The 17,325-nt window shown below is 51.1% G+C and carries 10 protein-coding genes; 1 reads left to right on the top strand and 9 read right to left on the bottom strand.

Features of this window, described 5'->3' with window-relative positions; genetic code table 11:
- Position 1 precedes the first annotated feature (1 nt).
- The 8 genes from KTO58_RS06325 to fbp form a co-directional block, all read right to left on the bottom strand.
- Positions 2–2,323 (bottom strand): aminotransferase class III-fold pyridoxal phosphate-dependent enzyme, encoded by a 2,322-nt coding sequence (locus KTO58_RS06325; RefSeq protein ID WP_198315001.1) that lies wholly within the window; start codon positions 2,321–2,323, stop codon positions 2–4.
- Positions 2,324–2,326: 3 nt separating this feature from the next.
- The gene (locus KTO58_RS06320) at positions 2,327–4,252 is read right to left on the bottom strand and encodes an MGH1-like glycoside hydrolase domain-containing protein (protein ID WP_198315002.1); all 1,926 of its coding nucleotides are present in this window, start codon (positions 4,250–4,252) and stop codon (positions 2,327–2,329) included.
- 11 nt (positions 4,253–4,263) lie between these two features.
- On the bottom strand, positions 4,264–7,467 hold the full coding sequence (locus KTO58_RS06315; protein ID WP_095840191.1) for a glycoside hydrolase family 2 TIM barrel-domain containing protein: 3,204 nt from the start codon (positions 7,465–7,467) through the stop codon (positions 4,264–4,266).
- A gap of 34 nt (positions 7,468–7,501) precedes the next feature.
- On the bottom strand, positions 7,502–9,031 hold the full coding sequence (locus KTO58_RS06310) for a RagB/SusD family nutrient uptake outer membrane protein (protein ID WP_198315003.1): 1,530 nt from the start codon (positions 9,029–9,031) through the stop codon (positions 7,502–7,504).
- Positions 9,032–9,043: 12 nt separating this feature from the next.
- Entirely contained in the window at positions 9,044–12,439 is a 3,396-nt protein-coding gene (locus KTO58_RS06305; RefSeq protein WP_095840193.1) for a SusC/RagA family TonB-linked outer membrane protein, read from the bottom strand.
- A gap of 50 nt (positions 12,440–12,489) precedes the next feature.
- Positions 12,490–13,494 (bottom strand): FecR family protein, encoded by a 1,005-nt coding sequence (locus tag KTO58_RS06300; protein ID WP_095840194.1) that lies wholly within the window; start codon positions 13,492–13,494, stop codon positions 12,490–12,492.
- Between the two features lie 42 nt (positions 13,495–13,536).
- Positions 13,537–14,208 (bottom strand): RNA polymerase sigma factor, encoded by a 672-nt coding sequence (locus KTO58_RS06295; RefSeq protein ID WP_157753155.1) that lies wholly within the window; start codon positions 14,206–14,208, stop codon positions 13,537–13,539.
- Positions 14,209–14,412: 204 nt separating this feature from the next.
- Positions 14,413–15,423: a class 1 fructose-bisphosphatase gene (gene fbp / locus KTO58_RS06290; protein ID WP_095840196.1), complete on the bottom strand. Its 1,011-nt coding sequence runs from the start codon at positions 15,421–15,423 to the stop codon at positions 14,413–14,415.
- A gap of 141 nt (positions 15,424–15,564) precedes the next feature.
- Between fbp and KTO58_RS06285 the strand changes: the two genes are divergently transcribed.
- Positions 15,565–16,830, top strand: a complete 1,266-nt coding sequence (locus tag KTO58_RS06285) for an aspartate kinase (RefSeq protein WP_095840197.1) — start codon at positions 15,565–15,567, stop codon at positions 16,828–16,830.
- 73 nt (positions 16,831–16,903) lie between these two features.
- On the opposite strand, the gene KTO58_RS06280 is transcribed toward KTO58_RS06285, so the two are convergent.
- Positions 16,904–17,170: a hypothetical protein gene (locus KTO58_RS06280; protein WP_095840198.1), complete on the bottom strand. Its 267-nt coding sequence runs from the start codon at positions 17,168–17,170 to the stop codon at positions 16,904–16,906.
- Positions 17,171–17,325 lie beyond the last annotated feature (155 nt).

The raw sequence follows: 17,325 nt of genomic DNA, 5'->3' as shown, positions 1-17,325 counted from the left end.
TTTACTTTTTGATCGGTGTTGTTTGCAGGATGTTATCCAGGTGAAAGAGGAAATCGTCGGCGTTTTCTTTATTGAATACCAATGGTGGTTTTATTTTGAGCACGTTGTGGAGTGGTCCATCGGTGCTGAGGAGGAAGCCACGTTCTTTCATTTGTTCGACGATGTCGTCGATCTCCGGTACGGCTGGTTCGAGGGTGATGCGGTCGCGTACCAGTTCGGCGCCGATGAAGAGGCCATGGCCACGTACGTCGCCGATGATGGGATGTTTGTCCATTAGTTGGCGGAGTCCCTGCAGGAAGTGGTCGCCGGTAGTTTTGGCGGACTGTTGCAGTTGTTCTTCCTGCATGACTTTCAGGACAGCTTTGCCGCAGGCCATGGAGACGGGATTACCGCCGAAGGTATTGAAATATTCCATGCCATTGTTGAAGGCATCGGCTATTTCCTGTGTGGTGATAACGGCTGCCAGTGGGTGGCCGTTGCCGATCGGTTTACCCAGTACGACGATATCGGGTGTAACCTGTTGCAGTTCGAAGCCCCATGTGCACGCTCCTACCCTACCGAAACCAACCTGTACTTCATCGGCGATACATACGCCACCTGCTGCGCGTACGTATCGATATACTTCCTGTAGATAACCCGGCGGCAAGGGTATTTGTCCGCCGACCCCCAATAATGTTTCGCAGATATAGGCGGCAGGAGCTTTACCATTGGCCTGCAGTTGTGTGATGATATGTTGTACATCGGCGGCGTATTTGGCGCCCGCCTGTGTATCATCATACCGATATGGTCCGCGATAGAGGTCGGGATTCAACGCTTTGTGTGTATGCGGGGGTTTGCCGAAGCCTCCTTTGCCATCGAATTTGTAGGGGCTGAGTTCCATGGCGACGGTGGAGGTGCCATGGTAGGCATGATCGAGTACGATGACGTCGCGTTGTTTGGTAAAGTGGCGGCTCATGCGGATGGCGAGGTCGTTGGCTTCGCTGCCGGAGTTGGTGAAGTAGCATACCTGTAGTGGTTCGGGCAAGGTATCTGTGAGCATGCGGGCATATTCGACGAGGTGATCGTGCAGGTATCGGGTGTTGGTGTTGAGGCGGGCGGCTTGTTGTGCGATTGCCTTTACGACTGTCGGGTGGCAGTGGCCGACATGGCTGACGTTGTTGACGCAGTCGACGAAGGTACGGCCCTGGTCATCGTACAGGTATTGCAGTGCGCCTTTCCATATTTTAAGTGGCTGGCGATAGCTGATGCTGAGGTTACGGCCGACATGTGTCTTGCGTGTTTGCAGCAAGGCGGTATGTGCTTCATTTATGGTGATGCAGGGTGGGAAACCTGCGGCGAGGCGGAATGCGTTTTCTGCAGCTACCGGGTTGATCTTTATCAGGCGGTGGAGGAGGTTCCAGGCGGCATTTTCGGTTACGAAGTGGAAGGTGTTGGTGCTGCCGGCAGCGGACAGGCGTGCGGAGTTGGTGACGCTGATGCATAGACGAGCGGCGATCAGATAGTAGAGTACCTGTATCTCCTGTAGTTGCAGCGAGTATGTCTCGTGATATCCCTGTATTACTGCTACCGCTGCTGCGAGGGGGTCGTGCTGGTGGAGCATTGCGTAGGTGCAGGCGATAGCGAGGTTGTTGATCAGTTGTGAGTAGACCATATCTCCGAAGTCGATGAGGCCTGTTACCCTGTTATGTTTCACCAGTACGTTGTAGTCATTGGCATCGTTGTGCAATATGGCTTTACGCAGGTGAGGCAGTACGGGCAGTACTTCTGTTTCAAATTGGAGGAGGAAGTAGGCGGCGAGGCGGCGGCGTTCCGGATCGTGTATATGTTCGAGGTGTTGTGATGCGATGGCGGTGTTGGCGAGGTCCCAGGTGATATCCCGATGTGCGGCCGGATGGGAGAATAGGCGCAATGCATGGTCCATGCGGCCGAGGAAAGCGCCCAGGCTTTGTAGCAGGGAGGTATCTGCTGAAGCGGCGGTGACCCAGGTATCTCCTTCGAGATAGGTAAGTACGCGCATGTACAGTACTTCGGGGCCGGTGGTGATGACGGTGAGGCCATCGCCGTTACGGTTGAGTAATACCCGTTGAAATCCATTGCTAACCGGGGACTGGGCCAGGTGTTGCAATATGCGGACCTGTGCATCGAGGAAGTACAGGTTGTGCCGGATGCCGGCCAGTTTACATATATAGCGATTACCATCGGCGGTCTGTAAGAGATAGTTTTGTTCATCGTATCCTTCCAGCGGCGTGATGCTTGCCTGCAATCCATAGTGTATATGGAGTAAGTTATCCAGTTGTGCGGTTGTCAGTTGTGTATTCATCATGATCTATTCTACGCTTGTTTTATCCAGCATGAGCAGTACGTGGGCTGCTGACCAGCTGAAGTGGATGGCATTGAGTCCTTTTCCGGTGAGGGGATGATAGTTTTCGTACAATGGCCGGCTGTCCTGCATGCCTTCGGCGTTGGTCCAGAGTTTATGCAGGAAGGTATCGGCTATAGCGTGTAGTTGATAGCGTTGTAGTCCATTGACAGCGAAGTAGAACTGGTCGAGCCATACGGGGCCTCTCCAGTATCCGCGGCGTGGATCGAAAGCCGGGTGAGCGGCAGACAGTACGGGTAGGGGTACTTGTGTGTTGAAGGTAGTTGGCTGCTGTAGTATGTTGGCGATGTTTTGTGCCTGGTCTTTGCTGGAGAGGCCGGCCCAGAGGGGTAGCCATCCTTCGGCGCCCAGCACTTTGACGAGGGAGTCGCCCGGCAGGCGGCGATCGTAGTAGAAGCCTGTCTCTGTGTCATAGAAGCGGCGATCGATGTGTTGTTTCAGTTGTGCTGCCTGTGTGTGCCAATGTTGTGCCGGTTGTTTGAGGACGGCGGCTAATGTGGCCAGGTAATTCTTTTCGGCGTAGAGGTATACATTCAAGTCGACGGAGGCCTGGTCGAGGGACCAGGCGTGGGGGCCATTTTGCAGCATGCGGGCGTTATCGAAACGTACGGCGTTGTCCATGCCGCTTTCCCAGGCGGCGGCGATGCGGGTGCCATCAGTGGCGCCGAATTCGCAGAGGCTATCGCGGTCATGGTCGCGGTTGGCGTACCACCAGTGGTGGTATTTTTCCAGCAGCGGGTACATTTCTTTTACGAATGCGGTATCGTGCGTGCTGCGGAATACGGCATTGACGGCCCAGGCTGCCAGCGGCGGTTTGGTATCCCGCCAGTTGTTCTCTGTCGTGTCGGTGTAGATGCAATCGGGTACCATACCGGCGGTATCCTGGAAGTCGAACATGGCGCGGATATTATCTTTTGCCAGCTGTGGGTGGAAGCGGGTGAGTGCGACTGCCTGTTTCCAGCTATCCCATGCCCAGAAGCCATAGAAGCCCTGGTAGCTGGCGGAGGGGAATACGCCGTCGTGATGTAATCCTTTGGTAGCGCTGCGCCAGTTAGTGAGCAAGGTGACGATACATTTAGTACCCAGCCGTTGTTGTGCCGGAGCGACGCCTTTGAGTCCTTTTTGGAGGTAGTTGTTCCAGCGTTGTTGGTTGGCACGCAGCAGGGAGGTAAATGACGATATCTGCTGGTGTTCCGGTGTCTGTAAGGCGTCTGCATTATAGGATTGGCTTTGTGTGATGCGGCTGGTGTTGCCCGGTGGTAGGGAGATCTTTTTTGTGGCACTGTATCCTTCTTTGGCAGTGGTGATTTGCCAGGTAGGGGTATCGTACCGGATGCGCAGCTGATGGCCACCTTTTTGCAGTTGCAGGAGCAGGTCGCCGGCCGGGCGGCTGTAGCTGGTAGCCAGCAGTACGTTGGCCGACCATTGCAGGTCGAGGGTGCGCGATTGTTTGGCTGTATTCTTTATCGTCGCTTGTATGACGGCTGTGTTTTTATTGCTATACAGCAGTTGCATGTTTACCTGCAGGCCCGGCAGTTGCCAGGTCTGTACGAGTATTCCCGGGTAATAATGCACGGTGATGGCGGACATGGGCAATTCTCTCTCGTTTTCGAATATGCGCAAGCGGGCGGTGTTATGGCCCAGCCAGCGCCCCTGCATGTCCATGATGAGGGGGCCGACGAAGGCTCCATTATCTTCTTCACGAGCTGGCAGTGCGTAGGCGTGCCAGGCGCCCTGGTCGGCGAAAAAACCAGCAACGGTGTTATTGGTATCTTTTACCTGGTGTCGGATATCGAGTACATCCGGGAACTTTTGCCTATCTGGTTGCTGGGCCTGCGCGTGCAGGCAGCCTATGCCTATGAGGGCGGTCAAGTATCTTGTAATTATTCGCATCGTTCTTTTGCCAGTGTGCCGGCGTTGGCGCCAGCGGGTAATGGTCTCAGGAGGAATGAGTAGTGATAGTTGCGGCAGGGGATGCGATATTGCGGGTGTGCTTTGGCGCCCCAGCTGTTGTCGCCACCCACGCCTGATTGCCGGTAATCGATGTTCCAGGTGATGAGCGGTTCATTGGTCATTGATCCACCATGTTTGTTACGGGAGCGATCGAAGTCGAGCCGTTGTTGGTTGAAATGCAGTATACCGGTATTCATGAGGGAGTCGCTGGTCATGATCCAGCCGCTTTTGTTGGCGGCTTGCAGTGCTACCCAGCGGATGCCGGTGCGATAGCCGCTTTCCTGTGCTCTTGGGTAGGGATGAAAGAGGGCATCTGCTTTTGCGGAATAGACAGCTACCTCTGCTGCGAAGTGCCGATCGGCATAATTATCGAAGGGCCCTCTTCCCAGCCAGCTTACGTTGTCGTATGCCGGGAGCACGGACATGCGCATACCGATACGCGGTAGTTCGGGCATGGTGGTATCTGCCGGGAGGAAGTCGACGCTGACGTTGATATCTCCGTTGGCCAGTATGCGATAGGAGGTATTGTATTGCACTTTTACGGTGGGCAGGAAGTGGCGGGTACTTATTGTTATGCGGAAGCTATCCTGTATGGAAGCGGTGATCGCCTGCAATACGGCACTATCTGCGGCATGTTGCCATACGGCGGCGCGTATCTGCATACTGTTGCCAATATCGTTGTCGGTGGCTGCCCGCCAGAAATGTGGCATGAGTGGACTTGCCATAAGAGCGGTGCCATTTGCTACAAGCTGATGCAGCCAGCCCCGGGTCTTACTGAAGGCAGCGGTAAAATGATCATTGCCGATGCGAAGTTCGTCCGCCGTATCCTGTACCCGCAATGTGGACAGCATAGCGGTGTTGAGTCGTTGCAGACGAATAGGTTGGTAGGCAGGCAAACGATATTGTTCTGTGGCGGCTACCCAACCTTTGGGTAACAGCGGTGCGGCAGCGTTGGTGGAAGCCTGCCAATGCAGGAAATATTCCACTCCTGGTTGCGGATGTATGGGAGGCAGTGGTATTGTCACTACGGTATCTGTGCCTGGCCGGAGTTGGATGGGCGGCATATTGGCGGCGGTGATATGCCTACCATCGGCCCGGAGGGACCAGCGTAAAGTATAGGCGGACAGGTTAGTAAAGTCGTAGTGGTTCTGTATACGCCATTGCTGCATGGAGCTGTCTACGGGGGTGATCCGTATGTATTGATATACTTTCCTGACTTCGAAGGCCTGGGGATGCGGGGACCGGTCGGCGGCGAGCAAGCCATCGGCGCAGAAGCTGGTATCGCTGGTAGCGCCTACGGTACCCATATCACCGCCATAGGCCCAGATATCGCGGCCCTGTTCGTCTTTACGTTTGAAGGTCTGATCGGCGAAGTCCCATATGAAGCCACCCTGTAGTTGCGGATGCTGATAGATCAGTTCCCAATCGTCGAGCAAGTTGCCACCGCTGTTGCCCATCATATGGGCGTATTCACAAAGTATGAGCGGCTTTTGCTGCTGTTGCTGTACGTATCGTTTCAGTACGTTGACCGGTTTATACATGGGGCAGTAGATATCTGTCCATGCGTTATCCCCTCCCCCTTCGTATTGTACGGGCCTGGTGGGATCGACTGATTTTATGTAGTTATAGGTTGTTTTAAAGTTGTTGCCGAAAGCGCTTTCATTTCCCAATGACCAGGTGACGATGCAGGTATAATTTTTATCGCGCTGTACCATGCGGCGGGTACGATGGAGGTAAGCGGCTTCCCAATCGGGATTATCTGACAAGGTCTTCATGGGATGCAAGGACATGCCATCACATTCTATATTGGCTTCATCTAAGACATAGATGCCATAGCGGTCGCAGAGTTCGTACCATTCTTCATTGCAAGGATAGTGGCTGTTCCGGACGGCATTGATATTATATTCTTTCATGGTCCGGATGTCGCGGATCATCTCTTCTTTTGTGATGACCCTGGCGTTGTACATGTCGTGTTCATGCCTGTTGACGCCCTTTAACTTGATGGGGGCGCCATTTACCAGGAAAAGACCATTTTTGATCTCTACGTTGCGAAAGCCCAGTTGGTGAGCGATCGTTTCCAGTACTTTTCCTTGTTTGTCTTTATGAGTGATGAGTAAAGTATATAGGTTGGGATGTTCTGCGCTCCAGGCGCTGATGTTGGGGATGACGGCATCCATGTTCCAGACGGTATCCTTTGCTGGCAGCCATTGGCGGGACAGCAGTACTTTGTTTTTATCCAGCAGTTGTACTTCTAGTTGCTGGCCGGCGGCGGTGCTACCTGGTTGTTGATTTAATGTTAGCTGCAGTTGCAGGCGGCCATCGCGATAGTTATTGACGAGGGAAGGTTGCGCGAAGAAGTCGTACACGCAGGCGGGCGGTCTTGCGAGGAGGTATACAGAACGTTCGATGCCGCTTAGTTTCCACATGTCCTGTCCTTCGAGGTAGGAGCCATCGTTGAATCGGAATACCTGCAACGCCAGTACGTTATTACCTTTCCGGAGAAAGGGTGTGATATTGAATGTTGCTGGTGTTTTGCTGTCTTTGCTGAATCCCAGGTATTGGCCATTGATCCAGATATAGAAGAAGGAGTTGACGGCGCCGAGCTGTATCCATACCTGTTTGTTCTTCCAATGTGCGGGTACCTGAAAGGAGCGGCGGTAGGAACCTACCGGGTTGAAGGCGGCGGGCACTTTGGGTGGATTTGGCGGGAAGGGATATTCGACATCGGTGAAGATGTAGCTATCGAAGCCCGCTGTCTGCCAGTTGGCCGGTACGTTTATCTCTTTCCAGGCGGCATCATTGAAGGATGGCAGCTGGAAGCCGGTGGGGCGTAAGGACGGGTTGCTGACGATATTAAACTTCCATTTACCATCGAGGGATTGTACCCATGGGCTTGGAAGTGTTTGCCGGAGGGCTGTTTCGCGGGAGGCGAAAGGAATGAAATGAGCCCGAGGCGGAAGTGTTCCCTGGGAGGTATGACGCGGGTTTTCCCAATCGGGTTGTTGTGCGAGGGCGGTCATTGGCCAGCAGTAGCAGGCGATGCAGATCATCAGCTGCAGGTACTTCTTGGCGGCAAAGGCGTTAGCAGCCGTTTTTAGAACGGCTGCTAACGGGAGGTGGATTAAACTGATCATACTCACTGTTCCATTTTTATAGCTGCGATAAAACCTAGTGTGCCATTGGATTGTTGACTGTTTCTTTCAGCGGGAGCGGGTAGAATGCTTTGTCCGGGCTGAATGTTCTGCCAGCTTCCTGCATCTTTGCGGGTAGCAGGCCCCATCTGCGGAGGTCATAGAACCGGCAGCCTTCGAGGGTGAGTTCCATGACCCTTTCGTGCATGATGTAGCGGAAGACGATCTGTTTGTCGTTGCTTTGTAATGGCGGCATGGCGGCGCGGGCTCTTACACGATTGACGAGGTCCATGGCTTCGCCAGGTTTGCCCAGTTCGTTATAGGACTCTGCCAGCATGAGCATTACGTCGGCTAATCTTACGAGGGGGACGTTGATGGCATTGTCTCTTCCCAGGCGGTTTAAGGAATCTGGTATCCATTTGCGGAAGGCGACGGTGGTGGCGTTTTCTCCGAAAATATCATGGTAGGTATAGCCATATGCTCTTCGTGTGGCCGGATCGTTGAAGTAGGGATCGTTGAATAATATGGTGGCGTAAATGCGATGGTCATAGTTGCCATCGGTGGCTACTCTTCCCTCCTGCTGCATTTCTTTCAGCAGTCTTCCGGTGCCATATATTTCGCCATATCCACCCATTTCGCTGGCGGCCATCCAGTCGTTCAGATAGGAGGAGTAGGAGGCGCCGTTGTTGACATCGGCGGTTTGTTGCAGTTCGAATATGGACTCGGTTGTATTTCTACCCAGGCCATTGAACATGTTCATAAAGTTTTCTGTGAGTTTATATTCGCCTGAGGCGTATACTTTACCCAGCCAGGTGGCGGCATCGGTGTAGTGTGTGTGTGCGCTTGCTTTTTCTTCTCCTGCGCGGTAGAGGTATATTTTACCCAGGAATGCCTGGGCGGCGCCTTTTGTTGCGCGGCCCAGTTCTGTTGCCGGGCGTGCGCTTCTGAGCGGTAAGGTTTGTTCTGCCTGTTTAAGGTCGTTGCAGATAAAGTCCCAGGATTCTTTGCGGGCGGACAGTTGTTTGGGTATGTCTGTTTCGCTGGCAGGTACTTTTTCGCGGATGATGATGCGATCGAAGTTAAGCAACAGGTTCATGTGATAGTAGGCGCGGAGGAAATGAGCTTCGGCCAGTATCTGTTTACGGGCGGCATCATCGATCGCGGCGGGTGGCATGGCGGTGACTTTTTCCAGTACCTGATTGGAGTAGTAGATACCTCTGTAGTTCTCTCTCCAGAGCAGGTCGATGGCGTAGTTGCCTGCGGTGAAGTTGAAGTTATAGTGTTCCATCCACCAGGAGTAGTTGTAGGCGTCATCGCCGGGTTGTACATAATCTTCGCGGTAGAAATTGCGTACGGAGCGGGCTTCGACGTAGTTGTCCCAGTATACGAAACCTTCTATTTGGGAGTAGGCGGCGGCGAGGCCTGACAGTGCTCTTTCTTTACTGGTCCAGTAGGTTTCGCTATCCAGTTTGTCGGGAGCGTTTTGGTTAAGGACATCTTTTTTGCAGGCGGAGGTCATTCCCAGGGTCGCTCCGAGCAAGCATATATATAGTATTGTCTTTTTCATGGTTGTCATGTTTTAGAATGATAGCTGGGCGCCTAACATCACCTTTTTGTTCTGTGGGTATTGCATGCGGTCGAGGCCTGAGTTGAGTACGGCAGTTCTGCCGATCTCGGGATCGAGGCCGCTGTATTTGGTGAAGGTGAGTATGTTCTGTGCGCCTACATATAGCCGAAGCCGTTGTACGTGGATGTGTTTCAGCAATGCGGTGGAGAAGGTGTATCCCAGCTGTATTGTTTTCAGGCGCAGGTAATCGCCTTTTTCCAGGAAGCGTGTGGATTCTCTGGCGTTGCGGTTAGGATCTCCCAGTACGGCTCTTGGCATATCGGTGTTGGTATTTTGTGGTGTCCAGGCGTTGAGGGTGGTATTGAGGAAATTGCGGCCGGCATCCATGCCTTCGAGTTCGAACCGGTTGCCATTGTATATTTTGTTGCCAGCTACGCCCTGGAAGAATAGGGCGAGGTCGAAGCCTTTACAGGCGGCGCTGAGGTTGAATCCATATTCGAGGGAGGGGAAAGCGGCGCCTTGGTAGGACTTATCATTTTCGTCGATGACGCCATCGCCGTTGGTATCTCGGAAGCGGATATCGCCTGCTTTGGCGGCAGGTTGGAGGGGTTGTCCTTCTTTGTTTTTATAGTTTGCGGCGGCATCGTCGGATTGGAAGATGCCATCGGCTTCATAGAGATAGAAGGCGCCGATTTCTTTGCCTGCGCGGGTTTGGTTAGCGATGTGATCGGAACCGAATTTGAGGCCGGTGCCGTACAATGTTTGTCCGTTGTTGGCGAGGCTGAGTACTTTGTTATTTACGGAGCTGAGTACGCCGGTTATGCTGTATTGCCAATTTTTTTTCTTTTCGCTGTAGGTGACTTCGAGTTCCCAACCTCTGTTTCGGATCTTACCGACGTTGAGTACGGGGTTGTTGAGGCCGGAGGAGGGTGCTACTTCTTTGGTGATGAGGAGGCCATCGGTTACGTTGTTGAAGAAGTTGAAGGCACCGCTGAGGCGGTTATTGAGTAATGCGAAGTCGAAGCCGGCGTTGGTGGAGCGGCTTGTTTCCCAGCGCAGTTTACGTTCTACGAGGTCCTGTGCGATGATGCCTGTCCAGGGTGTTCCGCCGGATCCCTGCACGTATCCGCCGAGCCAGGTGTTGTCGACATACATGAGCGTCTGGTGGTCATAGAATCCCAATGCGGATTCGTTGCCCAGCTGGCCGTAGCTGGCGCGGAGTTTCAGCATATCCAGCCATTTGATGCCTGCCATGAAAGGTTCGCGTTGGATATTCCATCCTGCGGATACGGAAGGGAATATGCCGTATCGGTAGGCCATGTCGAATTTGGAGGAGCCATCGCGGCGGACGGAGAACTGGAGCATGTATTTATCGTCGTAGGCGTAGTTGATACGGCCGAGGGTGGACAGTCTTACATATTTATTGCGGCTGCCACCGGCGCCGAAGGTGCCCCCTTTAGCGCCATCGATGGTGACGAAGGAAGGGTCGAGGAAACCGCCCGGTACTACCTGTTCTTTTATCTCTCCATCTACGACGGTTCGTACGATGGTTTTACCATCGGCGGTTACGTTGAGCCAGTCGTTGGTTTGTTCCTGTGCGGTGTAACCCGCCATGATGTTGAGGGAATGTTTTCCTTTTAGTAAGTCGTAGTACAGCAGGTTTTCCATGAGGCGTTCGCGATAGTTGGAGCGCTGGTTATATAAGTTGGCATAGGGTGTTTGTCCGTCGTTCGGGTTGATACGTACTACGGGGCGGAAGGTATAGGTAAATTCGTTTGCGTTGATGAAGTTGAGGTTGCTCACGAATTTGAGGCCTCTGTATAGTTGTGCGCTCAGGCGGACATTCGCATTAAAATATTGTGTGTTGGTGTATCCCTGCAGATAGTGGTCTGCGGCGAGTGGGTTCTGGTATTTGGGCAGGTTATCGACCTGGAGGGCGTAGCGATATTTTTCTGCCGGGTCAAATACTGGCAACAGCGGAGACTGGAAGTAGGCTTCCCTGGGATTGAATTTATGTGCTTCTGCTCTTGTTTCGGAGTAGGTGATGTTGGCTTCTATGGTGAGGAAATCTTTTTTGTATTCGTTTCGGGAGCGGACGGTTTTCTTTTTGAAGCCGGAGCCTACGTAGGTTCCTTTTTCATTGGTGATATCGCCGCTGAGGGCGTAGTTGATAAAGTCGCCACCGCCGCGGAGGTTGATATTATAGTTTTCTGCTGTTCCCTGTTGGAGTATTTCATCCTGCCAGTTGGTATTGACACCAGTTTGTTTGGTGACGAATGCGGGCGGTGTTCTGCCTACATTTTCGTACATCATTTTATGTACTTTTTTGTAGCCATCGGCGTCCAGGAGATTATATTTCCGGGTGGGATTGACGAAGCTGTAGTAGGAGTTGAATTCGATGAGTGGCGGTCCTTTTTTGCCTTTTTTGGTGGTGATGAGGATGACGCCGTTGGCGCTGGTGGAGCCATATATAGCGGCGGCAGCGCCATCTTTGAGTACTTCCATGGAGGCGATATCGTTGTTATTGAGATAATAGGGGTCGCCTGGTGTGCCATCGATTACGTAGAGGGGTTTGTGGCTGCCGAAGGTGCCGACGCCTCGGATGCGGACATCTGCGGCGGCGCCTGGTTGTCCGCCGGCGTTTGTTACGGTAAGGCCTGCTACCCTACCCTGTAATGCATCGATGGGGTTGTTGGTGGCCATATTTTGTACGGTTTCTCCTTTTACGGAGGAGATTGCGCTGGTTACGTTGCCTTTACGTTGGGTGCCATATCCGACTACTACAACCTGTTCGAGTTGTTTTACGGAAGGGCTGAGTGTGATGGATAGTTCTGAGCGGCCCTTCAGGGGCAGTTCTGTTGTTTCGAAGCCGATGTAGGATATTTCCAGGACGGCATTGTCGGGTACATTTTTGAGTATGAACCGGCCGTTTACATCGGTGAGTATGCCATTGGAGGTACCTTTTACTTTGACGCTCACCCCCGGCAATAGTTCGCCGGAGGCTGCTTTAACGGTGCCGGTTATATCCGGAGTGGCGGTGGCTGTCTTTGGTGAGGGTGCGGGAGTCGGTACAGGTTTGACCCATATCATGTCCTGCATGATCTTAAATTCCAGGCCGGTGGCGGCGCTGATCTCTTTGAGGAGTTCTTCTACGGTACGTACTTTTTTGTCGATGGTGAGTTTGGCGGTACGTTCGAGGTCGTCGCGATTGTAGGAGAACCTGATCTGGGCATTTTTCTCCAGGTAGTGGAGGATGCTGATCACGCCGCTTTGCTGGAATCCTATGTTCACTTTACTTTTGAGGCCATCCGTTACCTGTACCCAGGACAGCAGCAATACGGTTGCGGCCATGCAGCACACACGGAGGGCCATTCTCCTGTATTTACAGGAGTTGCGGTTGTATTTCATAACGTCGGTAGTTTAATAGTTAGCTTACGATAACAGTGAAGCTGAGATGTTTAATGGCTGATAAATAGTTGTCCCTTTTTTTGATCGATCTTAATACCGGTGATATATGTGATAGCAGTTGTGACGTCCTGCAATGATTTGTTGATGAATGTGCCGTTAAAGTGTACTGTTTTGTACGGGCCTGTTGGCAGGTTGACTTTTAGGCCATACCAGTTCTGGAGGGCATGTGCGATGTCTTCGAGGGAAGCATCTTTGAACAGGAGTTTGCCCTGTTGCCAGTTTTCTTCGTAGTTGATGTCCATGGGGACGTTGCCGATATTATTTTCTTTGACGGCGACGGCTTGTCCTGGTTGCAATTCGCGTTGTTGTTGTTTGCCGGCGGCTACTTTTACTTTGCCGGACAGCAGTGCGATGGTGACGGTGCTATCGAAGTCGTAGGCACGGATGCGAAAAGTGGTGCCTAATACCTGTACATGAGTGGTGCCGGCGGTGATGGCAAAGGGCCATGTTTCATCCGGAGCTATTTCGCACCAGGCTTCGCCATATAAGGTAAGATGGCGGTTGTTGTTGCCGAAGTCGTCTGGTACTTGCAGGCGGCTGTTGGCGTTGAGTACGATACGGGATCCATCGGGCAGTATGAGTTCGCGGCGTTGTGTATCGGAGGCCTTGTATGTTTTATAGGTGATGCGTGGTCGTTGTGTTTGTTTTACGCTTCTATTGTTTTGCCATAGCCAGGTAAGGGCGATCAGGGCCATTGTGAGCACTGCTGCGGCGGCATACCAGGGTTTGCGGTGGTGGGGTGGCATGCGGCTGGTATCTGGCAGGTCGATCCTGGCTTTTAGTTGTTCGAAGGCGGATTGTTTGTCTTGGGCGGTGAGGTGATTACCCAGTTTAAGTACCCATTCTCTGGCTGTGTTGATGTTTGCCTGCTGTTGTGGATGACGCGCTTTGAAGTCTTCCCAGAAGGCTATGTCGGCAGCATCTATCTGCAGGCAGTAGCGAACGAAGGAATCGTTGAGCATGAAGTCTTCCATTTTATATTGCTGCAGGTCCATGTATTGCCCGTTTTTATTAAAGAGGGAGGTGTTGTTATTTTTTTACCAAAGGGAGCGGATAAATTCCCAAAAATACCACGAAAGTGTCAGGAGCGTCCATATAGGGATGGAGATGGTATTACGGATGAGAGATAGTGCATTGTGTAAGGTGTTATAGATGGTGCGTACGGAGGCGGAGGTTTTGAGGGATATTTCTTCCATGCTCATGTTTTCGTAGAAGCGCAGGCGTATGAATTCTTTCTGGCGGGAGGTGAGTAATGCCAGTATGTTTTCCATGCGCAGGCGTAGTTGTGCGTCGGTTTCGAGTTGGATGAGGACCGTTTCGTAAGGAGCTACGGTCGGTTCGGGGAAGAGTGGGTTATCGATATGGCTGGTATGGGTTGGTTGTTTTTTGAGGGCTTTATACAAGCGTCTTTTAAAGCAGATGAAGATATAGTTGCGGATGTTATCTGGTATTTGCAGGCGATCGCGTTTTTGCCATAGTTCGACGAAGACATCGTTGATGGCTTCTTTTATGAGTGTTTTGTCTTGTATGACGGAGATACCATAATGGTACAGGTTGTCGAACAGGTGGTGGTAAATCTTATAGAGGCCCCGTTCGTTATGGCGTTGGAATTCCTGCCAGCCATGTGTCAGTTCATCGACGGGAGTTTGTTGGTCATTGTTCACATGCTCCGGTTGACCGGTGTTGTTATAGTACTCAGATGTTGTCACTCCTTGCTGGTTAGGACTTCGAAAGATAGTATATCTGTCAGGCGTTGACTTTTCGGAATTTAACCGGAACTTGACAGATATTAACCTAATTGAAGTAATAAAGGGGGACTGAGGGGAGGTTTATGTACAAAGGGGATGAAAAAGGTCCACCCTTGCCGTTTATTGCGGACGTGCAAGGGTGGGATATATTAATACGTTGGATTGTTATTGATTGACGATTTGTTGCCAGGTATCCATGAGGCCTTTGGAGCCGATGAATATGGGGATCCGTTGGTGTAGTTGTGCGGGTTTGAGTTCGAGGAGGCGTTGTTTACCGTTTGCCATGGAAGCGCCGCCGGCTTTTTCCATGATGAAAGACATGGGATTGCATTCGTAGCAGAGGCGGAGGCGGCCGGATTTATATTTACCGAAGGCGGGGTACATGAAGATACCGCCTTGTATGAGGGTACGGTGAATTTCGGCGACCATGCAACCTACGAAGCGGTGGCGATATATTTTTTCTTCTTCTGATCTGGCCATGAAGTGGTCGATGGACCGGCGGATATTTGCTTCGTAGAGGTGGTAGTATCCAACGTTTACGGAGAATATATCGCTATCCGGGGGGCACTTGAGGTTAGGATGGGAGAGGCAGAACTCGCCGATGGAGGGGTCGAGTGTAAAGCCCTGTACGCTTCTGCGGGTGGCGTATACGAGCATGGTAGAGGCGCCGTAGATGATATATCCGGCGGCTATCTGTTGGGTACCTGGCTGTAGGAAGTCTTCGAGTTCGCAGGAGGTACCTTCGGGTGACAGGCGGCGGTATACGGAGAAGATGGTACCGATAGACACATTCACGTCGATGTTGTTGGAGCCATCGAGGGGGTCCATGAGCACTACATACTTGGAGTTTTTGGAGTGTTCATCATCGAACATAATGAAGCTTTCTTCTTCTTCTGAGGCGACACCACAGCAATAGATGCTGGTACGGAGGGAGTTGATGAACTGTTCGTTAGCGAATTCATCGAGTTTCTTTACGGATTCGCCCTGTACGTTTGTTTTACCTGCTTCTCCGAGTATATCCGCTATACCGGCTTTGTTCACTTCTACATTGACGCGTTTGGCAGCCAGGCCTATATCCCTTAGCAGGCCTGATAGCTGGCCGGTAGCGCCGGGGTAGTTCCTAAGCTCCTGGATGGTAAATTCATCCAGTGTCATTACTTTTTGCTTGTTACTCATAACGTTCGGGAGTTTCCGGACGAAATTAAACGAATTAGGCCTATTTTAACGAAAGTGTCATTTCCGTAAAGAGAGTTTTTAAAACAAATTTAAAGTTGTCGTACTTTGCCAAATATTTTTTAACAGAAGATAATCCCACATATGAAGGTTTTCAAGTTTGGTGGTGCAAGTTTAGAAAGCATTGAACGTATACGGCAGGTAGTCGGCATTCTGCAATCGTTTCCTGATGAGAAGATATTGATCGTTATTTCTGCTATGGGTAAAACGACCAATGAGTTGGAGAAGGTAGCACAGAATTATTTTATGCGTAAGCGGGAGATTGCAGCGCAATTATTGTACAATATAGAGCAGCAGCATATACAGGTAGCGGAGGGTTTGCTGGGTACGAAGGATCATCCTTTGTATACGCAGTTGCAACAGTTTTTTACGGAAGCGGAATGGACACTTGGGGAGAAGCCGATACGTAATTTTGACTATTACTATGATCAGTTGGTGAGCCTGGGTGAGTTATTGAGCACAGCGATCGTGAGTGCTTATTTTAATATGGCCGGCTTACCTAATGTGTGGCTGGATGTAAGGGATATTTTCCGTACGGATGATAATTTCCGTGACGGTAATATTGACTGGGAGGTGACGGGTCGTCAGGTGAATGAGAAGGTGTTTCCGATATTCAATACGATGAACCTGGTGATCACGCAGGGTTTTATAGGCAGTACGGACCAGAATGAGAGTGTGACGTTGGGACGTGAGGGCAGTGATTATTCTGCTGCGGTATTTGCCAACCTGCTGAATGCGGAGAGCCAGACTATCTGGAAGGATGTGGAAGGGTTGAAGAATGCGGACCCGAAGTTATTTCCCAACACCATCAATATACCGGAGATCAGCTTCAGCGAGGTGATAGAGATGGCATATTATGGTGCGCAGGTGATCCATCCGAAGACGATCAAGCCGTTGCAGAACAAGCAGATCCCCTTGTATGTAAAATGTTTTCTGAACAAGGACCTGCCTGGTACGGTGATCCATGAGAGTGCTGTAGGCAAGCAGCTTCCTCCTATCATTGTATTGAAGAAGAGCCAGGTGTTGATCACTATTACATCGCGTGACTATGGTTTTATTACGGAGGAGCGTATCAGTGATATTTATGAGATCTTCCACGGATTGAAGATCAAGATCAACCTGATGCAGAATGGTGCGATCAGTTTTTCCTGCTGTATAGATAATAATCCGGAGAAGATAGAGCAGCTGATCAAGACGTTACATCTTGATTACAAGATTGCGTATAATGAGGGGTTGGAGTTGCTAACGGTGCGCTATTATGAAGACGGGTTGCTGAGTGAGTTGTGTACGAACCGGCGTATATTGCTGGAGCAGCGTTCGCGGGTAACAGTGCAGCGGTTGATGAAATAAGGATGATCTTAATAAAGGAAAAGCCGTACGTATGATGCGTACGGCTTTTTTATTATGTGCTTTTAATGTGTTATTAAGATTTTTTCTTTCCGGCTTCTTTGTTATTTGATTTATAGCGCATGTCTGGTGTGCCATCTTTTTTCTTAGGGCCTGGTGCGGTAGCGGCTTTATTTTCTTTGTAGCGCATGTCCGGGGTACCATCCTTTTTAGTTTTGGTGGCGGTTTGTTCTGTTTTTGTTTTAGCGGCTTTTGCTTCTTTTTTTGCTGTTGCAGGTGTTTGTGCCATTGTTACGGATAATCCCATGAACATGGCCAACAAACCGGTGAGTAACTTTTTCATATTACTATATTTTATTAAAAGTTAGGTTTTTTTATGCATTAGGTGTGGGTGGCCGGGGCTTTTTAAGTAATTTTTAATACTTGCGGGCCGGTGGACAGGAGGAAGTTTGCCTATTTACCTCACGCTATGCGATTGATTAACAATGATCTTTAAAA

The sequence above is a fragment of the Chitinophaga pendula genome, from assembly GCF_020386615.1.
In the GTDB taxonomy this organism is placed as follows: Bacteria; Bacteroidota; Bacteroidia; order Chitinophagales; family Chitinophagaceae; genus Chitinophaga; species Chitinophaga pendula.
Note: the sequence above shows the minus strand (reverse complement) of the source record. Positions and strands in the feature narration are given on the sequence as shown.

Bases quoted from the DNA above. Each gene is read 5' to 3' on its own strand.
- KTO58_RS06325 (WP_198315001.1), bottom strand. From the start codon at position 2,323: ATGATGAATACACAACTGACAACCGCACAACTGGATAACTTACTCCAT.
- KTO58_RS06315 (WP_095840191.1), bottom strand. From the start codon at position 7,467: ATGATCAGTTTAATCCACCTCCCGTTAGCAGCCGTTCTAAAAACGGCT.
- KTO58_RS06310 (WP_198315003.1), bottom strand. From the start codon at position 9,031: ATGAAAAAGACAATACTATATATATGCTTGCTCGGAGCGACCCTGGGA.
- KTO58_RS06305 (WP_095840193.1), bottom strand. From the start codon at position 12,439: ATGAAATACAACCGCAACTCCTGTAAATACAGGAGAATGGCCCTCCGT.
- KTO58_RS06300 (WP_095840194.1), bottom strand. From the start codon at position 13,494: ATGGACCTGCAGCAATATAAAATGGAAGACTTCATGCTCAACGATTCC.
- fbp (WP_095840196.1), bottom strand. From the start codon at position 15,423: ATGAGTAACAAGCAAAAAGTAATGACACTGGATGAATTTACCATCCAG.
- KTO58_RS06285 (WP_095840197.1), top strand. From the start codon at position 15,565: ATGAAGGTTTTCAAGTTTGGTGGTGCAAGTTTAGAAAGCATTGAACGT.
- KTO58_RS06280 (WP_095840198.1), bottom strand. From the start codon at position 17,170: ATGAAAAAGTTACTCACCGGTTTGTTGGCCATGTTCATGGGATTATCC.